The organism is Leucobacter chinensis (assembly GCF_019049105.1).
In the GTDB taxonomy this organism is placed as follows: domain Bacteria; phylum Actinomycetota; class Actinomycetes; order Actinomycetales; family Microbacteriaceae; genus Leucobacter_A; species Leucobacter_A chinensis.
The window spans coordinates 20,235-38,640 of the sequence record NZ_JAHQZR010000004.1; the positions used below are offsets into that span (position 1 = coordinate 20,235).

Genomic DNA, 18,406 nt, shown 5'->3' on the forward strand with positions numbered 1-18,406 from the left:
TAACCCGAGGCCCACCCGCTCGCCGTCAGGCGCTCGTGCTCACAAGCGCTCCGGCAGCGAGGCGGCGAACCACACCGGTGAGGTGGTTCAGGCCTGCAATCAGGTCTTCATCTTTCGTGAATTCCTGCAGGTTGTGCGAGACACCGTTCACGCTCGGCACGAAGAGCATGACCGTGGGTACCTCGTCTTTCATGTTTGTTGAATCGTGGCCCGCGACGGTCATGACCCGGTCGTGGGTGAGCCCGAGCTCGACGGCGACCTCCCGCGCGAGCTCAACACCATTCTCGGGGTAGGGGTTCTGCTCCCACGAGTGCTCAGCGACGATGTCGATCTCGACGCGATCGTCGACCTGAACGCGCTCGACGACCCGCATCATGCGCTCGTACGCCTCGCGAATGACCTCGTTGCTCGGCGACCTGAGGTCAACGAGCAGGTGCACCTCGCTCGCGACAACCACCGGAGAGTTCGGGTACACGCTGATCTCACCGCAGGCGGTGTGCAGCGCGCCGTCGTCGAACCCGTCGACCAGCTCACGCGCGGCGACGATGAGGCGAGCCGCGCCGAGCAGTGCGTCGCGTCGATCGCTCATGAGGGTCGATCCGCTGTGGGCCTGCTCGCCGCGCACCCGAAACTCGAACTTGTGGGCTGCCCAGGTCGCGTTGACGAGACCGATCGTCACGCCCTCCTCTTCCATGCTGCGGCCCTGCTGAACGTGAATCTCGGCGTACGAAGCGACGGGAAGCCCCTCGAAATCGCCGCGCTCGTCGATCGCGTCGAGCGCCTCACGTACCGTGGTGCCGCGGGGGTCGGTGGTCGTGAGCGCCTCTTCGAGGGCGAGTTTGTCGGTGAACACCGAGCTGCCCATCATCGAGGGTTTGAAGCGCGAGCCCTCTTCGTTGAACCAGTTGACGACGGCGAGGTTGAACGTGGCCTTTTCGGGCGCCGCGCGAAGCTCATCGGCCACGCGAAAGCAGGCGTAGGCCGAGGCCATGACGCCGTAGGCGCCGTCGAAGCGGCCAGCGGTCGGCTGGGAGTCCATGTGCGATCCGGTGAGCACGTACGGTGCGCCCGGCACGAGCTCGAGCAGGCCGAACTGGTTGCCGATTGCGTCGCGGTGAACGGTGAAGCCGTGTGAGGTGAGCAGCTCGGCAAACCACTTGCGCTGCTCGCCGTCTGGTGCGCTCGCCGCCTGTCGGTCGACGCCGTCGGTGCCTTCGACCGCCCCGAAGGTGGCGTGAATGGCCCAATCATCGAGAAAAGCCTGGTCGTTGGTCTGCATGATGGTTCCTTTCGCAGAAGAAGATAAAGGGTGCTGGGGTGGGGGAGTTGCGCGGGGTAGCGCAGCGCTAGCCAGGCCCAGCAGCGGTTCGAGAGTCGAAGGTCGCCGCACCGCCAACGAAGGTTGCGACGATCTCGAGGTCGTTCATGTTCGCGGCCGTGAGGGGCGATGCCGAGAATGCGGTGAAGTCGGCGAGCTTGCCGGGCTCGAGCGTTCCTCGGTCGGCGCCCTGACCCGACGCGATCGCTGCCCACTCGGTGTAACAGCGCAGCGCCTCGAACGGCGTGATGACCTCGGCCTCGCCGAGCACCTTGCCGCCAGAAGTGAGCCGGTCGACGGCGCTCTGCATGCTGCGCCGCAGGTTATTGTCGGCGACGGGCAGGTCAGAGGATCCGGCGAGCAGAATGCCCGCGTCGATCACCGAGCGGCCGCGATACAGCCACCCCTCACGTGATGGTCCGACGCGCTCGGCCATCTGGTCGCCGATGGGGCCGATGAAGCCCGCCTGCGGGGTGACCGCGACGCCGAGCGCCGCAGCACGGGTAAGCTGCTCGGGCCGGGCGATGCCAAAGTGCTCGATGCGGCAGGGCACGGCGAGGGTGCCGTACCGCTCCTGCGCCTCGCCAATGAGGTCGAGCGCGAGATCGATCGCCTCGTCGCCAATGGCGTGCAGCGCGAGCGGCCAGCCGGCCCGGTAGACAGCGAGGGCCCGTTCGCGGTAGGTGCCTGGCTCGTCGAGCAGGTAGCCGGTGTTGTGCGGATGCCCGCAGTAGTCTTCGGTCACCGCTGCGGTCGCGCCAAGCAGGGAGCCGTCGAGAAACACTTTGGTGTGGCCGAGCCGCACCATATCGGTGCCAAAGCCGAACGTGACCCCGAGGCTCGCCCCGAGCCCCGAGCCTTCGCCCTGAAAGTCGGCGGCGTGCGCCGTGAGCGGCTGCAACCCGTCGAGCGTGGGCATGAGCTGGGCCCGAGCGTGAAGGCGCCCACTCGCGGCAGCCGCCTGGTATGCGCTGACCTCGATGGGGCTGTGGCCGATCCACCCGCCCGCAATGCCAGCCTCGCAAAACGAGGTGATGCCCTGGGCGGCGTAGCGCTTGGTGGCTTCGTCGATCGCGTCGACGAGACGCTCGGTTGAGTAGGGCAGCAGCAACGCCTGAACGAGCCCCTGCGCCGACTCTTCGATGAGCCCGGTCGGGGTGCCGTCTGCGTCTCGCACGACCGCGCCGCCCACCGGGTTTTCAAAGCCCTCATCGAGCGCGCCGATGAGCTTCAGCGTGGCGGTGTTCGTGATGGCCGCGTGGCCAGAGGTGTGCCTGATGTAGAGGGGGTGGTCGCCCGTGATTGCGTCGAGGCGTTCGATGCTCGGAAATTGGCCGCCCGTGAGTGCCTGATTGAAGCCGGTAGCGTGGATCCACGCCCCGTGTTTCACGTGCAACGCCCGTGCCGCGGCATCGAGTTTTTCGTAGAGTTCGGCCAGCGAGCGAACGGTGCTGAGGTCGACCGAGTCGAGGCTGAGCCCCCACCACGAGGTGTGGCAGTGCGCGTCGATGAGCCCGGGGGTGACGACTGCGTCGCCCAACTGCTCTTCGCGGCGGGCGGTGAGGCCGTCGAGTTCTTCGTCAAAGCCGACAATGCGGCCGTGAAGCACACCGACACGGTTGGCACGCGGCCGGTTCGGGTTGAGCGTGACAATATCACTGGCGTGAATGATGAGGTCGAGTTGCACGGTGCTCCTTTCGGGTGTCGGGTCCTGGGTGCGCGTGTGGCCCGGAACGACTCCGGGCCACATCGCTTGGGGGTTAGTGCTTGTAGTCGGCGTACTGCTGGCTGTACTTCGGGGCGAGCTTCGCACCGATCACGCTGAGCACCGCAAAGACCACGAGCATCGTGGCAGCCGGCCACCACTCGTCGCCACTCGCGGTCACGAGGGCCGTAGCGATGAGCGGGGTGAGGCCCGCAAGCACGTTGGCGCCGTTGAAGCCGACCGCGACGCCCGAGAGGCGCACGTTCGAGGGGAAGAGGCCCGTGAGCACGGGGCCCGCCGCAGCAAACGAGTAGGTGAGCAGCGAGACCGAGACGACGATGCCGATCGTGACGAGCACGAAGTTCGTGGTCTGAATGAGCAGGAAGCACGGGAATGCGACGAGTGCGGTGAGGATGCCGGCGCCCATGATGACCTTGGTTGCGCCGTACTTTTGGCCGAGGCGGCCTGCGTGCAGCACCGAGAGTAGCTGGAAGACCGAGCCGATGAGGGTCGCAGCGAGAATCATGTTGCGCTCCATGCCGAGCACGCGGGTGCCGTAGTTCATGACGAAGGTCGTCACGATGTAGAAGCCGGCGGTGCCGAGAATGACGGCAAAGACGCCCACGAGCAGCTGACGCCAAGCGGTCGTGAAGACGACCTTGAGGGGAGCCTTCTCGCCGTCGCCACTCGCCTGAACCTCCTGGAACACGGGTGACTCCTGCATCTTTGCGCGCATCCACAGCGCCACGAGCAGCAGCGGAATGGCGATCAGGAAGGGAATGCGCCAGCCCCAAGCGTCAAAGTTGTCGGCGCTCAGGTAGTAGGTGAGTAGGAAGAAGAAGCCCGACGAGAGCAGCGTCGCGATGGGCGAACCGAGCTGCGGAATGGCGGCCATGCGCGCACGCAGCTTGAGCGGCGCATTCTCGACCGCGAGCGTCATCGCGCCCGACCACTCGCCACCGATGAAGAGGCCCTGCAGAAGGCGCAGGGTGAGCAGGAAGATCGGGGCCCAGATACCAATTGACATGTAGTTCGGGAGAATACCGATGAGGCCCGTCGCGACGCCGATGCCAATCACCGTGATGATGAGCACCGCCTTGCGGCCGATGCGGTCACCGAGACGCCCGAAGATGAGACCGCCGAGCGGGCGCACGATGAAGCCCACCGCAAGCGTTGCGAATGCCGCCATCGAGGCGAGCGCCGGATCGTCAGAGACGAAGTACTGCACGTTGAACACGAGCGCCGCTGCCGTGTTGAACAGGAAGAAGTCGTACCACTCAAGCACATTGCCAACGAGCGCCCCGATGGCGGCCTTGCGTGCTTCGCGGGGCGTGATGACATTGACGGTTGCGGTTTCCCGCTCCGCCGATGAAGTGTGTGACACAGAACTCATGTGTTCAGTCTCCTTTTATAGGTGATTCCGCTCGTCCTCGAACGGCCAAGCCGTCGGGCAGATACCAGACCTGCCCTAGAGAAGTTACCAGCGGGCTTGGCAGGCGGCACTAGGCAAGTGTCGCCGACCTGCAGCCCTTCAATGTGCACATGCATAGCAGCCGGTGTGCCAAGGTTGAACGCAGAATTATGCCGCTAACGTAAAGGAGCCGAAATGGCAAAGATCACCATCACCGACCGGGGCGCACTCGACCCGAACGAAGCCATCGCCTTTCTTGAGGGCCAGGGCCACGAGGTCACGCTGCTCGACACGCTCGACCCCGCCGAGCTCGTCTCGAAGACCCCCGACTGTGACGGCATCGTAGCCAGCTTCATTGAGCTCGACGCGGCAACGCTCCGCCAGCTGCCAAACCTCAAGGTCATTGCCACGACCTCGGTCGGCTTCAACAAGATCGACGTCACCGTCGCCCGTGAACTCGGCGTCGACGTATGCAACATGCCGAGCGTTGCAAGCGAAGAGGTTGCGACCCATGCCCTCGCTGGAATGCTCACGATGCTGCGCGAACTCCGTGCCTCGGTCGAGCAGGTTGAGGGTGGCGAGTGGGACTACTCGGCGCTGCCGCTCCCTCCCCGCGCGAGCGAGATGACCCTCGGGCTCTTCAGCCTCGGCCGCATTGCCCGTAAGGTCGCCGAGCGAGCCCTGCCGTTCTTCGACCGCGTCGTCGCCTACGACCCCTTCGTTCCCGAAGACGCCTGGCAGGAGGGCGTCGAGCGCGTCTCGAGCCTCGACGAACTGCTCGAGCAGTCGCAGGTGCTAAGCCTCCACGCCCTGCTCACCGACGAGACCCGCGGTTTCTTGAACACCGAAAACCTCGCGAAGCTTCCGCAGGGCGCCTACATCGTGAACGTCGCTCGCGGCGAGCTCGTTGACACGGCGGCCCTCATCGCGGCCCTCGACAGCGGCCAGGTGCGCGGCGCCTTCTTCGACGTACTCGAGGTCGAGCCACCCGCGGCCGACGACCCGCTCGTGCACCACCCGCGCGTGCTCGTCACCCCGCACTCGGCGTTCCGCAGCGATGCGACCCTGCGCGAGTACTTCATGGTGCCGGCCGACAACGTGAGCCGTGTGCTTCGCGGCGAGAAGCCGCACACGCTCGTGAACTAGGGGAGGGCCGCGCTGCGCGGCTTGTTGCGCGGCGTTTTGCCGTTTACTTGACGAAAAGCAGGGTGTTTCGGGCGAAATACCCTGCTTTTCGTCAAGTAGAACCGTTTTCGGCGGATCGCGGCGGCCCGGCAGCCCCCGAGCGTCGCCCGTGCCCCGACAGCCCCGACAGCCCCGGCGGCTCGCCCCCGCTCAGCGCATCACGCCCAGGCGAGCACCACGCGCGCCGCCTCGACCGGCACCGTCACGTCAATGCCGGTGAGGTCGGTGAAGCGGCGCAGCCGATTGGTCATCGTGTTGCGGTGGCAGAACAGCCGGGCCGAAGCCTCCTGCACGCTGCCGGTCTCGAGAAACACGCGCACCGACTCCTCGATGCTCTCGCGTTCGGCAGGGCTGCACTCGGCGAGCTTCGCCTCGATGTTGAGCACCGGCTCGAGGTGCGTGTCGACGAGGCGGGCGCGCACGAGCTGCGGCCAGTCGTCGAAGCTGCGCCTGCCGCCCGAGTGCGACGACGGCAGTTTCGAGAGTTCGGCCGCGAGGCGGGTTCCCGACCAGATCTCTTCGAGTCCCGTGATGAGAATGAGGGCGCCGAGTTCGCTGCCGCGCAGCGCCTGCAGTTCCTGACTCGTGAGCCAGATGCGTTCGCGCACGAGCAGCACGAGCATGCCCTCGAAGTAGTACGAGGTGACGAGGGCGCGGGCGCCGTATTCACTCGTGAGGTGATCGCGCAGCGTCTGCGCCTCGGCACCAGCGGCGGCGACGAGCACGTAGGGCCCGCGCAACGGAAGTTCGAGGGCCTTCGCGATCTCGGCGATCCGCTCGGGGCGGGGCTCTTTCGCGTCAACGAGCTCTGAAATGAGGGCACGCTGGGCGAGCTGCCTGGTGTCGGTGAGCATCTCTTTCTCAGCGATGTAGCCGTTGTGAGCCTGTCTTGCGTAGTTGTCGACGACCTGCCAGACGAGGTCTGCGTGACGCAAGAGAAGCTGGGCGTCGTCGACCGAGGCGACGGCGACGAGTGCGTTCCACAGCACTGCGTAATCCATGCGGATCGCGGTCATGAGCGCCGTGCGCGAGATCCCGGCCCGCGCCCGTGACGTGCCCACGTTGAAGGCGACCGACTCGAGTTCGCGCTCGCTGCCTTCGCGCATGCAGCCGATGAGGCCGCGAAATGATCCGCGGGCTGCCTTCGTCAGGTCGGCGCTCGAGATCTTGCCCTCTTGGTATTCCTCGACCTGCGACATGCGCTGCACAAAGTCGGCGCTCAACTCGTCGATGTCGAGCATGGCGAGCAGTTGGAGCCAGCGTTCGCGATCTTCGGGCAGGGGAGAACTCGAGAGGGTGGTGTCTGGCGCGGGCGCTGCGGTGCTGCCCGGTTCCGGGAGCGGCTCACCGTCGGGGGTGGTGACGGGGGTGACCGGTTCGTGGCTCATGCATGACCTCCTTGTGCGGATGATGTGCAAATACCCAGCATAGTGACGTTTTTTGGCGGCGTATGCCCCGTGCATTGTGCACGAAGACCTGAAAGGATGGTCGGGAGACGGCGCAAGATCATTCGGCGGCCGGCCCTTCGCGACGCGGCACTGAGCCGGTCTGTGCGGTGCCAGGCGAGGCCAGGGTTTTGCCCGGCAGCACATATTTCGTCACCTTCTCGAGAGGAACCCCGATGACTCAGTCGCGTTCAGTAGGCCACCTAATCGTCGATACACTCGCCAATCATGGCGTCGAGCGCGTTTACTCGGTTCCGGGTGAAAGCTTTCTCGACGTGCTTGACGGGCTCTACGACTCAGAGATCACGAACGTCGTGTGCCGCCAGGAGGGTGGCGTTGGTTTCATGGCGCTCTCAGAGGGGCGCCTCACCGGCAAGCCCGGCATCGCGATGGTGACCCGCGGCCCCGGCGCTGCGAACTTCTTCATTGCGGCCCACTGCGCGTACCAGGACGCGACGCCGCTCGTGTGCTTCATCGGCCTCGTACCGTTTGCCGACCGCCGCCGTGAGTCGTTCCAGGAGTTCAGCATCGACAGCTGGTTCGGATCGACCGTGAAGCGAGTGCTCACGATCGAAAACGCCGACCAGGCGGGCGATATCCTCGCCGAGGCAATGCACGTTGCGGTGTCTGGTCGCCCCGGCCCCGTCGTGGTTGGCCTGCCTGAAGACCTGCTGCGCGAGATGACCGAGGTCACCGCTCCCGCCGCCCGCGCGATCGCGGCGCCCGCACCGAGCACCGACGACATGGCCGCGCTGAAGGCCCGCATTCTTGCCGCCGAGCGCCCCTTCCTGCTCGCCGGCGGCGACAACTTCTTCGGATCGACCGGCCGCGAACTCGCCGACTGGGCACTCGCCAACCACATTCCCGTTGCCGCCGACTGGCGCAACTACGACGCCGTGCCTAATAACCACGAGGCCTACATTGGCTGGCCCGGCTACGGCCGTCGCGACTCGATCGTCGAGGCGCTCTCATCGGCCGACCTTTTCATCGGGGTTGGCGCCGTGCGCTCAGACGTTATGAGCGAGGGCTACACGATCGCTCGCGAGGCCGAGACCGTGCTCGTGACGACCGACTCAGAGCTGCTGCAGCACTCGGGCCGCGTCGACCAGATCATCCAGGCGACGCCCGCGACGTTCGTCCGTGCCCTTGCCGAGCTTGGCGAGGTCGGCGGATCGCGCGACTCAGCCCGCGTCGCCGAACTGCGCGCGAGCCAGGAGCGTTTCGCCGCCGACACCGGCGGCGAGACTCCGACTGCCGGAGCTGACCTCGAGCGCATCTTCGCCGAGCTCGAGAAGCAGCTGCCTGCCGAGCGCGTGCTCACCTATGGCGCGGGCAACGCGACCATCTGGGGCCACCGCCAGATCACGCACGACGTGCCCAACAGCCTCGTCGGATCGCGCAACGGCGCAATGGGCATGGCGGTTCCCGCGGCCGTCGCCGCCTCGCTTGTCTTCCCGGAGCGCAAGGCCGTCGCGGTGTGCGGCGATGGCGACTTCCTCATGAACGGCCAGGAAGTCGCGACGCTTGTGGCGCAGGGCTCGAAGGCCCTCTTCGTGGTCGTCGACAATGGCAAATACGCCACGATCGTTGAGCACCAGCAGCGCTGGTACCCGGGCCGCCCCTCGGGCACCACGATGGTCAACCCCGACTTCGTTGCGTGGATGGAGTCGTTCGGCGGCGCCGGCGCCCGCATCGACAGCGCCGATGGCGTCGAAGAAACCATCGCCCGGCTGCTCGCGCACGACGGCCCGGCCCTGCTGCACGTCGTCATCGACGCGGCGACCCCGTCGCCGAGCGGGGCGGGCTTCTAGCACAGGGGCGCCTGCCGGGTGCTCGCGCTCTCGCGCTCCGTAGTGCCCCGCGCGGGTTCGCACGGATCGCGGGTTCGCACGGATCGCGGGGTCGTCCGACCGGCTCCCGTCGAAAGGTCAAAAAGTGTCGATTTTCTATGCACATTTCGACACTTTTTGACCTTTCGGCGGGCTTCGCGGGCCGAGCAGGGCGGGGAGCGCCCCCACCCAGACCGACACAACACCAAGGTTCGGCGAGGCGAACTTGCATGTTTGGTAAGCTGTGCGCATGTCGGTAGCAGCACTCTCAGAAAGCACGCAGAACTACGTCAAGGCCGTGTGGAGCCTCAGCGAATGGAGCGACGAGCCCGTCACCGCCTCGACGATCGCCGCACGCGTCGGGGTGAAGCTGTCGACGGCGTCTGACGCGATCCGCAAGCTGACCGAGCAGGGGCTCCTGGACCACGCGCGCTACGGGTCGGTGACGCTCACCGACGAGGGCCGCAGCCACGCGCTCGCGATGGTGCGCAGGCACCGGCTCATTGAGACGTTCCTCGTCGAGGTGCTCGGCTACCGCTGGGATCAGGTGCACGACGAGGCCGAGACGCTTGAGCACGCGGTGTCTGACTTCATGGTTGAGCGCCTCGATGAGCACCTCGGGCATCCCGAGCGTGACCCGCATGGCGACCCGATTCCGTCGGCGGCCGGCGAGGTGCATCGGCCCAACGCGCAGCTGCTGAGCTCGGTGGGCGAGGGGCAGCGCGTGCGCGTCGAGCGGGTGGCTGACGATGATCCGGGGCTGCTGCAGTTCTTCGCCGATCATGGCATCGGCTACGGGTCGGTGCTCGTGACGCGGCCAGCGGCGCCGTACTCAGACGCGGTCGAGGTGGTCGTCGAGCAGCCGGCGCGCGGTGGCGCGGGATCGCAGGCGGCCGAGGGCGGCGGATCGAACGCGAGCAATACCGCGAAGACTCCGTTGCCGCTCGGCCGTTCGGCGACCGACTCGGTGTGGGTCGAGGTGCTCTAGCGGCGTTGTGCGACGCTGTGTGCTTCGGCGAGTGAGGCAAAATACTCGGCGAGGCGGTGAGTGCCGACTGAAATTCCAACGCCATCAGTCTGCATGCCCTCGAGAAAGAAGCGGGTGAGCGCCGATTGCCTCGGGCCGATTCGGTCTGCAACCCAGGTGGCGGCATGGGCGAGCCCTGGGGCGATGCTCGTGTAACGCGGTTTTCTGCCAGCGGCTTCGAAGGCAAGTCGTACGATTTCGCGGTAGCTCAGCGTTTCTGGACCGCCAACATCGACGGTTGTGGCTGGCCCGCCGATGAGGCCGGTGCAGAAGGCGGCGAGGTCTTCGCCATGAATGGGGGAGAGCAGTACCTGTCCATCGCCGAGACCTGCCCCGATACCGCGGCGGGCAAGGTCGTAGATTTCGGTGAGATCTGAGAAGTACCCTGAGGGGTTCACGATGAGCGGGGTCAGGCGACTGCGTGAAAGGGCCGCCATGAAGGCGGCCTTCGATCGTGTGAGCAGTGAGGTGCCGACCGTGGCGTTCATGACCCCGACGTAGAGAAAGGATGAGGCGGCGCTCGCTTCGGCGAGTTCGAGGTAGCGCAGGTTCATGCCGTAGTCGATGAGCCAGGGGTCGGCTTTCTGGCGGGTGACGCCGAGGGCCGAGACCACGTGGGCCACGCCGAGCATGAGCGAACCGTCTGCGTTGGCCTCGTCGGCGCTTGCCGCAACAACGTATTCAGCGACGTATGGAGCGAGGGGCGGTGAGCCCCAGGCGCCTTCAGCTTCGGCTCGTTGCCTGTCGCGCACGACGGCTCGAATGCGATACCCCGCGTCGTGGAGTTGAGCGGCGAAGTGCCGGCCGACGTAGCCGGTGGCACCGAGGAGGAGTACGGTCTGTGGTTCTTGCGTCATCATCACCCTTTCTTGTACTGAATGGTACAAGAATAGAATAGGGTGGGAGTGAGAAAGGTGTGAACATGGCGAGACAGGCGAAACCATTTGCCAAAGAGCGGGAGCAGCTGCTGTTTGCGGCGGCGGCCGAAGAGTTCACGGCGCACGGGTACGAACGCGCCTCGCTCAACCGAATGCTTGAACGCTCGGGCGTTGCGAAAAGCTCGTTCTACCACTTCTATGCAGACAAGGCAGGGCTGTTTGACGCTCTCGTTCGCAGGTACCGAGGCGATCTCAATATCGACAGCGTTGAAATGCATGCTGTCGCCATGTCGCCGAAGGCTGAAGCGCTTGATCGCATTGCGAGCTGGCTCTCGAAGCTCGCCGTTGAGCAGCCGACGACGCTCATGCTCGGTCGATTACTTGCGTTGCCTGATGCCCCTGCGACGCCCGCGGTCACTGACTTTGGTGCTGCGGTCATGCGCGCCGTTGCCCGCATTCTTGCCTCATGGCGGGCCCGCGGCGAAGTATCGGCCGAGCTGCCGCTCCAGCTGCACATGCGCTCGCTCCTCGCGGTGCTGCGAGTGGCCGACGAGTGGGTCATCGAGCGAGGGCTTGAGCCACGGTCAGTTGCTCAAGCCCTCACGCTCCTGAAGTCGGTCCTATAGCCCGAGCCCCCGCGCGACCCTGGCGTGCGCGTCGCGAATGGGCTGCGGCAGGCCTGCGAACTGGGCGAGGTGGGCTTCGCGGTGGGCGATTTCTTCGATCCACCGCGGGGTGTCGATCGTGAGTAGCGACTCGAGTTCGCTGCGCGAGATCGGTAGGCCGGTGAGGCCCAGCTCGTCGGGGGTGGGAACGGTGCCGACGGGGGTTTCGCGGCCCGTTGCGCGGCCGGCCTTGAGGTCGGCGAGCCAGAGCAGGGCGCGCAGGTTTTCGCGGTAGCCGGGCCAGAGGTACTCGCCCGCGGGGCCGCGCTGAAACCAGTTCACGTGCGCGAAGAGTGGCTGGTGCTTGAGCGCGCCGAGCACGGTGAGCCAGTGCTCGGCGTAGTCGCCCTCGGGGTAGGCGAGGAACGGGCGCATCGACATGGGGTCGTAGCGCAGCTGGCCGTCGACGCCCTCGGCCGCGAACGTTGCCTCGGCTCCGAGCGTGAGGCCGTCGTACACGCCCTCGGCGAGGTCGGTGATGGCCCGCACGAGCGGCTCGCGGTCGCGGGTGCGCCCGCCGAAGATGATGATGTCGACCGGAACGCCCGCCGGGTCGGCAGCGTCGCCCGCGACCGATTCGACGTTCGTGAGCGGGGTTGCGAAGCGGCTGTTCGGGTGTGCCCAGGGCTCGGCCTTCTCGGCAGCCTGGCGTTCGGTGATGGGGCGGCCGCGCCAGTCGAGCCACCCGACGAGCTCGGTCGGGGGCTCGGGCGTGAGGCCCTCCCACCACACGTCCTGGGTGATCTCGTTGTAGGCGACGTTCGTGAAGATGGTTCCGCTGCCGGGGCCGATCGAGCGCATCGCGGCGGGGTTCGTCGCCTCGTTCGTGTCTTTGGCGACGCCGAACACGCCGTTTTCGGGGTTCATGGCGTAGAGCCGGCCATCGTCGCCGGGCCACATCCACGCGATGTCGTCGCCGTAGAACTCGACCCGGTAGCGGTCGCCGAGGGCCTCGGGAGCGAGCGTCATCGCGAGGTTCGTCTTGCCTGACGCGCTCGGGAAGCCGCCGCACACGTGAGTTTTCTCGCCGGTCACGGTGTCGACGATGCCGAGCAGCATGAACTGTTCGGCGAGAAACGCCCCCGAGGCCCGGCCGTCGTACGAGGCGAGGCGCAGTGCGTGGGCGATCTTGCCGAGCATCGCGTTGCCGCCGTAGGCCGAGCCGTAGTGCACGATGAGTCGCTCGTCGGCGATCGTCGCGAAGAGGCGCTGGTCGCCCGGGGTTCCGTGCTGCATCTCGTCGAGGTTGCCGGTGATGTGCACGGCGCGCACGAAGAAGTCGGTGTCGCCCGTGGCGACCGCCTCGCCCAGGTATTCGGCGCCGACGCGGGCCATGCGCATCATGTGCAGCACGACGGTGCGGTCGTCGGTGAGCTGCACGCCCGCGGCGTAGGGGGCGAGCTTCGTGCTCGGCACGGCCATGAGGTACGGAACAACGTACAGGGTCTTGCCCTCGGCCGCACCGCTCATGCGCTCGCGAAGGGTGTCGAGGGTCTCGGCTGCGGGCTGCCAGTTGTTGTACACGCCCGCGTCTTTGGGGTTGCTCGTCGCGACGACGGTGCGCTCCTCTGAGCGCGCGGTGTCTTTCTCGTGCGACCTTGCGTAGTAGCGCCCGGGCCCGGCTGGCAGCAGCTCGCCCGCCTCGAGTGCCTCGTCGATGAGTCGCCCGTCGTCGCCGGAGCCGACGACCTCAATACGTGCGGATCGTGTGTGCCCCGCCCAATCGGCAACGAACGCGTGAATTGCCGGGTTCAGTAGTCCTGCTGCGGTGAGGGTTTCGGTGGTCGTGCTGGTCATGCGCTGCTCGCTCCTGTCGTGGGCATTGCCTGAGGTTGACGGTACTTCGTAGCATCAGCATACTATTGTTCGGTGCAACGTACTTGAAAGAGCGGCGTGTCGTAGACAAGATGGGCCACTCGGTGTTATTACTAGATGTGCCGGTCATGGCGTCTCTTGACCACAACATATAGTAATTGCGGTGTTGGTGGTTGCCGGGGCGACACGAGGGCCTAGCGCACATTCGCGAGGCAACCGTGGGCGTGACCGGCGGCGTAGGGCACACGACGAGCGACACGAACGGAGCAGGGTGATGAGCGTACACACACGACGGGGGGAACCCCTCCCGGTGCGAGAACTGGGGCAGGAGCACTCGCCCGACCTCATCTACTTTTCGAGCGTCTCTGAAAACACGCGCCGCTTCGTCGAGCGACTCGACCGGCCCGCCGAGCGCATACCGCTTCGGCCCAGGGTCGACGGCCTCATTCGTGTCGCAAACCCCTTCGTGCTCGTCGTGCCCACCTATGGCGGCGGCGAGCAGGCGGGAGCCGTGCCAAAGCAGGTCATCGGCTTTCTCAACGACCCCGTGAATCGCGGCCTCTTGCGCGGCGTCATTACGGCGGGCAACACCAACTTCGGCGAGCACTACTGCATCGCCGGCCCCATCATCTCGCGCAAGTGCGGGGTGCCAGAGCTGTACCGCTTCGAGCTGCTCGGCACGGGGCGCGACATTGAAAACGTGAACACCGGTCTCGCCCGTTTCTGGGCCGAGACGAACGCCCCCGCAGAAAGGAACGCCATATGACCACCGAAACGAAGGCACCCGAGAGCTCGGTGCCGACCGAGGCCGCCGTGCCCGAACCGGGCGAGGGAGCCCCGGCCCGCGCGGGCATTGGCGAGCGCAAGGAGTACCACGCGCTCAACGCGCAACTGAACCTCTATGCCGCCGATGGCACGATGCAGTTGGGCAAGGACCTGGAGGCCGCCAGGGCCTACCTCGAACAGCACGTCGCGCCGAACACGCGCCGCTTCGCAGGCGTTACCGAGCGCCTCGATTGGCTCGTAGCCAACGACTACTATGAGGCCGAGTTTCTCGCGGCCTACAGCCCCGCGTTCATCGAGCTCGCCCACGAGCGCGCTCACGCTGCGGGCCACCGCTTCACGACCTTTCTGGGTGCCTTCAAGTTCTTCTCGTCGTACGCGCTCAAGACCTTCGACGGCTCACAGTACCTCGAGGGCTTCGAAGAGCGGGTCGTGGCGACCGCACTCTTTCTCGGGCAGGGCGACGAGCAGCTCGCGCTGGGCCTCGTCGACGAGATGATGAGCGGGCGCTTTCAGCCCGCAACCCCCACCTTCTTGAACGCGGGCAAGGCGCAGCGCGGCGAGCTCGTCTCGTGTTTCCTGCTGCGCCTCGAAGACAACCTTGAGTCGATTGGCCGCGGCGTGAACTCGGCGCTGCAACTCTCGAAGCGCGGCGGCGGCGTGGCGCTGCTCATCACGAACCTTCGCGAGACGGGCGCCCCGATCAAGAAGATCGAGCAGCAGGCCTCTGGAGTCGTGCCCGTCATGAAGATTCTCGAAGACTCCTTCTCGTATGCGAACCAGCTGGGGGCGAGGCAGGGCGCGGGGGCCGTGTATCTGCACGCGCACCACCCCGACATCATGCGCTTTCTTGACACGAAGCGCGAGAACGCTGACGAAAAGATCCGCATTAAAACGCTCTCTCTGGGCGTCGTGATTCCCGACATCACCTTTCAACTGGCCAAAGAGAATCGCGACATGCACCTCTTCAGCCCCTACGACGTCGAGCGCGAGTACGGCAAGGCGATGGCCGACCTGTCGATCAACGACCACTACGACGAGCTCGTCGCGAACCCCCGCATTCGCAAGACGACGCTGAGCGCGCGCGAGTTCTTCAAAACCCTCGCCGAGCTGCAGTTCGAGTCGGGCTACCCGTACGTGCTCTTCGAAGACACCGTGAACCGCGAGAACCCGCTCTCGGGGTGGATCAACATGTCGAACCTCTGCAGCGAGATTCTGCAGGTCAACACCCCCTCGAGCTACGACGCCGCGATCGGCTACCGCGAGGTGGGCCGCGACATCTCGTGCAACCTCGGCTCGCTGAACATTGCCCGAGCGATGAACGCCCCCGACTTCGGCGACACCGTCGAGCTCGCGGTCAGGGCGCTCACGAGCGTCTCGCTGCAAACGAACATCGACGCGGTTCCCTCGGTCGCCGCCGGAAACGACGCATCGCACGCGATCGGCCTCGGCCAGATGAACCTGCACGGCTACCTCGCCTCAGAGCACATTCACTACGGATCACCCGAGGGCGTCGACTTCACCGACATCTACTTTCTCACCGTCACCTACCACGCGCTGCGCGCCTCGAACCGCATCGCCCGCGAGCGAGGCGAGACCTTCGAGGGCTTCGAAGCCTCGAGCTACGCCGACGGAACCTACTTCGACAAGTACACCGAGCGCGACTGGCAACCCGCGACGGCTCGCGTGCGCGAGCTCTTCGCAAACGCAGGCGGCGGATCGGGCCTCGCCATACCCACCCGCGAAGACTGGGCCGCGCTGAGAGCCGACGTGGCCCAGCACGGCCTCTTCAACGCGTACCTGCAGGCGATTCCACCCACGGGCTCGATCTCGTACGTGAACCATGCCACGGCATCGATTCACCCCATCGCCGCGAAGATCGAGATTCGCAAGGAGGGCAAGCTCGGCCGCGTCTACTACCCGGCGGCGCACATGAACGAGAGCAACCTCGAGTACTTCGCCGACGCCTACGAGATCGGCTACGAGAAGATCATCGACACCTACGCGGCCGCGACCCGCCACGTCGACCAGGGCCTGTCGCTCACGCTGTTCTTCAAGGACACGGCGACGACCCGCGACATCAACCGCGCGCAAATTTACGCGTGGCGCAAGGGCATCAAAACGATCTACTACATTCGCCTGCGCCAGCCCGCCCTCGAGGGCACCGAGATCGAGGGCTGCGTGTCGTGCGCGCTGTAGGCGCGGGCGCCCGGCTCGGGTGTGGGCGGCGTCAGGCTGCGCCGATCCGCGCCCGCTGCTCGCGCCCCGCCGCGTGCCTCGCTGCCGCGCGGCCGGCCGCCGCGCACCCCTCACCCCGAACGCATCAGACCGAAAGAAGTGCACCATGACCGAACCCAACCCCGCCCACGACCCCGCCCACGATCCCGCCGCGCACCTTGACCCCGCGCGCCCGCTCACCGAGATCTCGGTGACGCCGCCCTCGTACCGGCACGACCCCGCCGCGCGCCTGAGGCCCATCAACTGGAACCGCGTTGGCGACGACAAAGACCTCGAGGTGTGGAACCGCCTCACCGCCAACTTCTGGCTGCCCGAAAAGGTGCCGCTCTCGAACGACCTGCCGGCGTGGCAGCAGCTCACCCCCGAAGAGCGCACCCTCACGATGCGCGTGTTCACGGGGCTCACGATGCTCGACACCGTGCAGGCGACCGTCGGCGAGATCTGCCAGATCCAGGATGCTCGCACCGAGCACGAGGAGGCCGTCTACACGAACATCGCCTTCATGCAGGCCGTGCACGCCCGCTCGTACTCGTCGGTGTTCTCGACGCTCACGAGCACGCCCGAGATCGACGATGCCTACCGCTGGGCCGTCGCGAATGACCTCCTGCAGGAGCGCTCGAAGAAGGTGCTCGCGCACTATTACGGTGACGATCCGCTGAAGCGAAAGGTGTCGTCGACGCTGCTCTCGTCGCTGCTGCTCTACGCCGGGTTCTACCTGCCGCTGCACTTTTCGGTGCACGCGACACTCACGAATACGGCCGACATGATCCGCCTCATTCTGCGCGACAAAGCCGTGCATGGCTACTACTCGGGGTACAAGTACCAGCGCGGGCTCGAAGCCGTGAGCCCGGCCGAGCGTGAGCGCATGCGGGAGTTCACGTACGAGCTGCTCGAGGAACTCTACGAGCTCGAACTCCAGTACTCGGGCGAGCTGTACGAGCCGCTCGGGCTCATGGACGACGTTGCCGTGTTCGTGCGCTACAACGCGAACAAGGCGCTCATGAATCTCGGGTACCCCGCGCGCTTCAGCCCCGAAGAGACCGAGGTGAACCCCGAGATTCTCGCCGCCCTCGCCCCCGGCGCCGACGAGAACCACGACTTCTTCTCGGGCTCGGGTTCGTCGTACATCATCGGCAAGGCCGAGGACACGAGCGACGACGACTGGGATTTCTAGGGGGAGGGGCCCGCTTTCAGCCCAACCATTGCCTGATTTTCGAGCCGAAAACGCCCAAAAGGGGGTAAAACCGGGCAAAAATCAGGCAATGGTTGGGCGCGGCCGCCCCGGGCCCCGGCCCAGAGCCAGCCGAGTTAAACCCTCACCCCAGCCCCACCACGAAAGGACCCCATGACCACCCACCAGATCACCGTGCTCGTCGGCAGCCTGCGCCGCGCCTCGTATGCTCGCCAGATCGCGAAGCAGGCTATCGAGCTGCTGCCCGAGGGCTTCGAGGGCCGCATCGTCGAGATTCGTGACCTGCCGCTCTACGACTTCGACTACGACGACCCCGCGGTGCCCGACAAGGTGCTCCCGGCCGAGTACACCGCGTTTCGCAACACGATCAAGGCGAGCGATGGGGTGCTGTTTGTGACGCCTGAGAATAACCGGACGGTTCCGGCGTGCCTCAAGAACGCGGTCGACATCGGTTCGAAGCCCAACAGTGACGTGGCCTGGAAGGGCCTGCCCTTCGCCATCATCAGCCACTCGGTTGGCCGCATGGGCGGCTACAGTGCCCACAAAAACCTGCGCCTTGCACTCTCGTACTTCGACATGCCCTCGCCGGGGCAGCCCGAGGTGTTTCTCGGCCAGTCGCCGACGCTGCTCACCCCTGAGGGCCGCTTCGTCGACCCCGCGACGACCGAGTTCGTGCGTGATTACGTGGGCCGTTTCGCGGGCCTCGTGCGGGAGCGGTCGCCGCACCAGACGGCGTAACGCCCGGCGCGCGTACCCGCGCAGGGTGCGGATCGGGGCCCGGCATGCCGATGGCTGGGCTGATCCGCACCCCGACCCGACATCGCAAATTGCGAAAACGGTGGCTCACCGTTCACCCTTCGCTCACCGGCTGCAACGAACCGGTTACCTCTCACTGTTTGACTGCCTACGTGGTGG

14 protein-coding genes are annotated in these 18,406 nt (G+C 66.1%); 8 read left to right on the forward strand and 6 right to left on the reverse strand.

What is annotated here, in order from left to right; all coding sequences use genetic code 11:
• Positions 1-25 precede the first annotated feature (25 nt).
• The 3 genes from KTJ78_RS05185 to KTJ78_RS05195 all read right to left on the reverse strand — a co-directional run bounded on the left by KTJ78_RS05185 (position 26) and on the right by KTJ78_RS05195 (position 4,416).
• Positions 26-1,279, reverse strand: a complete 1,254-nt coding sequence (locus KTJ78_RS05185) for a M20 family metallo-hydrolase (RefSeq protein ID WP_217133294.1) — start codon at positions 1,277-1,279, stop codon at positions 26-28.
• A gap of 67 nt (positions 1,280-1,346) precedes the next feature.
• The gene (locus KTJ78_RS05190; protein ID WP_217133295.1) at positions 1,347-3,005 is read right to left on the reverse strand and encodes an amidohydrolase; all 1,659 of its coding nucleotides are present in this window, start codon (positions 3,003-3,005) and stop codon (positions 1,347-1,349) included.
• 73 nt (positions 3,006-3,078) lie between these two features.
• Positions 3,079-4,416 carry an MFS transporter gene (locus KTJ78_RS05195; protein ID WP_217133296.1) on the reverse strand — a complete coding sequence of 446 codons (1,338 nt, stop codon included), beginning with the start codon at positions 4,414-4,416 and terminating at the stop codon, positions 3,079-3,081.
• A 213-nt stretch (positions 4,417-4,629) separates the two neighbouring features.
• On the opposite strand from KTJ78_RS05195, the gene KTJ78_RS05200 reads away from it, so the two are divergent.
• A complete protein-coding gene (locus KTJ78_RS05200; protein WP_217133298.1) occupies positions 4,630-5,580 on the forward strand; it encodes a C-terminal binding protein in 951 nt (316 codons plus the stop codon).
• Positions 5,581-5,777: 197 nt separating this feature from the next.
• Here KTJ78_RS05200 and KTJ78_RS05205 read toward each other — a convergent pair whose 3' ends face one another.
• Positions 5,778-7,007: an RsbRD N-terminal domain-containing protein gene (locus KTJ78_RS05205; RefSeq protein WP_217133300.1), complete on the reverse strand. Its 1,230-nt coding sequence runs from the start codon at positions 7,005-7,007 to the stop codon at positions 5,778-5,780.
• 233 nt (positions 7,008-7,240) lie between these two features.
• Between KTJ78_RS05205 and KTJ78_RS05210 the strand changes: the two genes are divergently transcribed.
• Positions 7,241-8,875: a thiamine pyrophosphate-dependent enzyme gene (locus KTJ78_RS05210; RefSeq protein ID WP_217133301.1), complete on the forward strand. Its 1,635-nt coding sequence runs from the start codon at positions 7,241-7,243 to the stop codon at positions 8,873-8,875.
• 268 nt (positions 8,876-9,143) lie between these two features.
• The gene (locus tag KTJ78_RS05215) at positions 9,144-9,881 is read left to right on the forward strand and encodes a metal-dependent transcriptional regulator (RefSeq protein WP_217133302.1); all 738 of its coding nucleotides are present in this window, start codon (positions 9,144-9,146) and stop codon (positions 9,879-9,881) included.
• On the opposite strand, the gene KTJ78_RS05220 is transcribed toward KTJ78_RS05215, so the two are convergent.
• Entirely contained in the window at positions 9,878-10,780 is a 903-nt protein-coding gene (locus KTJ78_RS05220; RefSeq protein WP_217133303.1) for an SDR family oxidoreductase, read from the reverse strand. The genes KTJ78_RS05215 and KTJ78_RS05220 overlap by 4 nt on opposite strands.
• Positions 10,781-10,842: 62 nt before the next feature.
• On the opposite strand from KTJ78_RS05220, the gene KTJ78_RS05225 reads away from it, so the two are divergent.
• On the forward strand, positions 10,843-11,424 hold the full coding sequence (locus KTJ78_RS05225) for a TetR/AcrR family transcriptional regulator (protein WP_217133305.1): 582 nt from the start codon (positions 10,843-10,845) through the stop codon (positions 11,422-11,424).
• Here the strand turns inward: KTJ78_RS05225 and KTJ78_RS05230 are convergent.
• Positions 11,419-13,260: a phosphoenolpyruvate carboxykinase (GTP) gene (locus KTJ78_RS05230; protein WP_217133306.1), complete on the reverse strand. Its 1,842-nt coding sequence runs from the start codon at positions 13,258-13,260 to the stop codon at positions 11,419-11,421. The genes KTJ78_RS05225 and KTJ78_RS05230 overlap by 6 nt on opposite strands.
• 292 nt (positions 13,261-13,552) lie before the next feature.
• On the opposite strand from KTJ78_RS05230, the gene nrdI reads away from it, so the two are divergent.
• From nrdI to KTJ78_RS05250, 4 genes are all read left to right on the forward strand, one after another.
• Entirely contained in the window at positions 13,553-14,044 is a 492-nt protein-coding gene (nrdI, locus tag KTJ78_RS05235; protein ID WP_217133309.1) for a class Ib ribonucleoside-diphosphate reductase assembly flavoprotein NrdI, read from the forward strand.
• On the forward strand, positions 14,041-16,260 hold the full coding sequence (nrdE, locus tag KTJ78_RS05240; RefSeq protein WP_217133311.1) for a class 1b ribonucleoside-diphosphate reductase subunit alpha: 2,220 nt from the start codon (positions 14,041-14,043) through the stop codon (positions 16,258-16,260). Before nrdI ends, nrdE begins: the two co-directional genes overlap by 4 nt.
• Before the next feature lie 145 nt (positions 16,261-16,405).
• Entirely contained in the window at positions 16,406-17,473 is a 1,068-nt protein-coding gene (gene nrdF / locus KTJ78_RS05245) for a class 1b ribonucleoside-diphosphate reductase subunit beta (protein ID WP_254259420.1), read from the forward strand.
• Positions 17,474-17,644: 171 nt separating this feature from the next.
• Positions 17,645-18,229: an NADPH-dependent FMN reductase gene (locus tag KTJ78_RS05250; protein WP_217133312.1), complete on the forward strand. Its 585-nt coding sequence runs from the start codon at positions 17,645-17,647 to the stop codon at positions 18,227-18,229.
• The last annotated feature ends 177 nt before the right edge of the window (positions 18,230-18,406 follow it).

Excerpts from the sequence above, each read along its gene's own strand:
- KTJ78_RS05185 (WP_217133294.1), bottom strand. The coding sequence starts at position 1,279 with ATGCAGACCAACGACCAGGCTTTTCTCGATGATTGGGCCATTCACGCC.
- KTJ78_RS05195 (WP_217133296.1), bottom strand. The coding sequence starts at position 4,416 with ATGAGTTCTGTGTCACACACTTCATCGGCGGAGCGGGAAACCGCAACC.
- KTJ78_RS05200 (WP_217133298.1), top strand. The coding sequence starts at position 4,630 with ATGGCAAAGATCACCATCACCGACCGGGGCGCACTCGACCCGAACGAA.
- KTJ78_RS05205 (WP_217133300.1), bottom strand. The coding sequence starts at position 7,007 with ATGAGCCACGAACCGGTCACCCCCGTCACCACCCCCGACGGTGAGCCG.
- KTJ78_RS05210 (WP_217133301.1), top strand. The coding sequence starts at position 7,241 with ATGACTCAGTCGCGTTCAGTAGGCCACCTAATCGTCGATACACTCGCC.
- KTJ78_RS05215 (WP_217133302.1), top strand. The coding sequence starts at position 9,144 with ATGTCGGTAGCAGCACTCTCAGAAAGCACGCAGAACTACGTCAAGGCC.
- KTJ78_RS05220 (WP_217133303.1), bottom strand. The coding sequence starts at position 10,780 with ATGATGACGCAAGAACCACAGACCGTACTCCTCCTCGGTGCCACCGGC.
- KTJ78_RS05225 (WP_217133305.1), top strand. The coding sequence starts at position 10,843 with ATGGCGAGACAGGCGAAACCATTTGCCAAAGAGCGGGAGCAGCTGCTG.
- KTJ78_RS05230 (WP_217133306.1), bottom strand. The coding sequence starts at position 13,260 with ATGACCAGCACGACCACCGAAACCCTCACCGCAGCAGGACTACTGAAC.
- nrdI (WP_217133309.1), top strand. The coding sequence starts at position 13,553 with ATGAGCGTACACACACGACGGGGGGAACCCCTCCCGGTGCGAGAACTG.
- nrdE (WP_217133311.1), top strand. The coding sequence starts at position 14,041 with ATGACCACCGAAACGAAGGCACCCGAGAGCTCGGTGCCGACCGAGGCC.
- nrdF (WP_254259420.1), top strand. The coding sequence starts at position 16,406 with ATGACCGAACCCAACCCCGCCCACGACCCCGCCCACGATCCCGCCGCG.
- KTJ78_RS05250 (WP_217133312.1), top strand. The coding sequence starts at position 17,645 with ATGACCACCCACCAGATCACCGTGCTCGTCGGCAGCCTGCGCCGCGCC.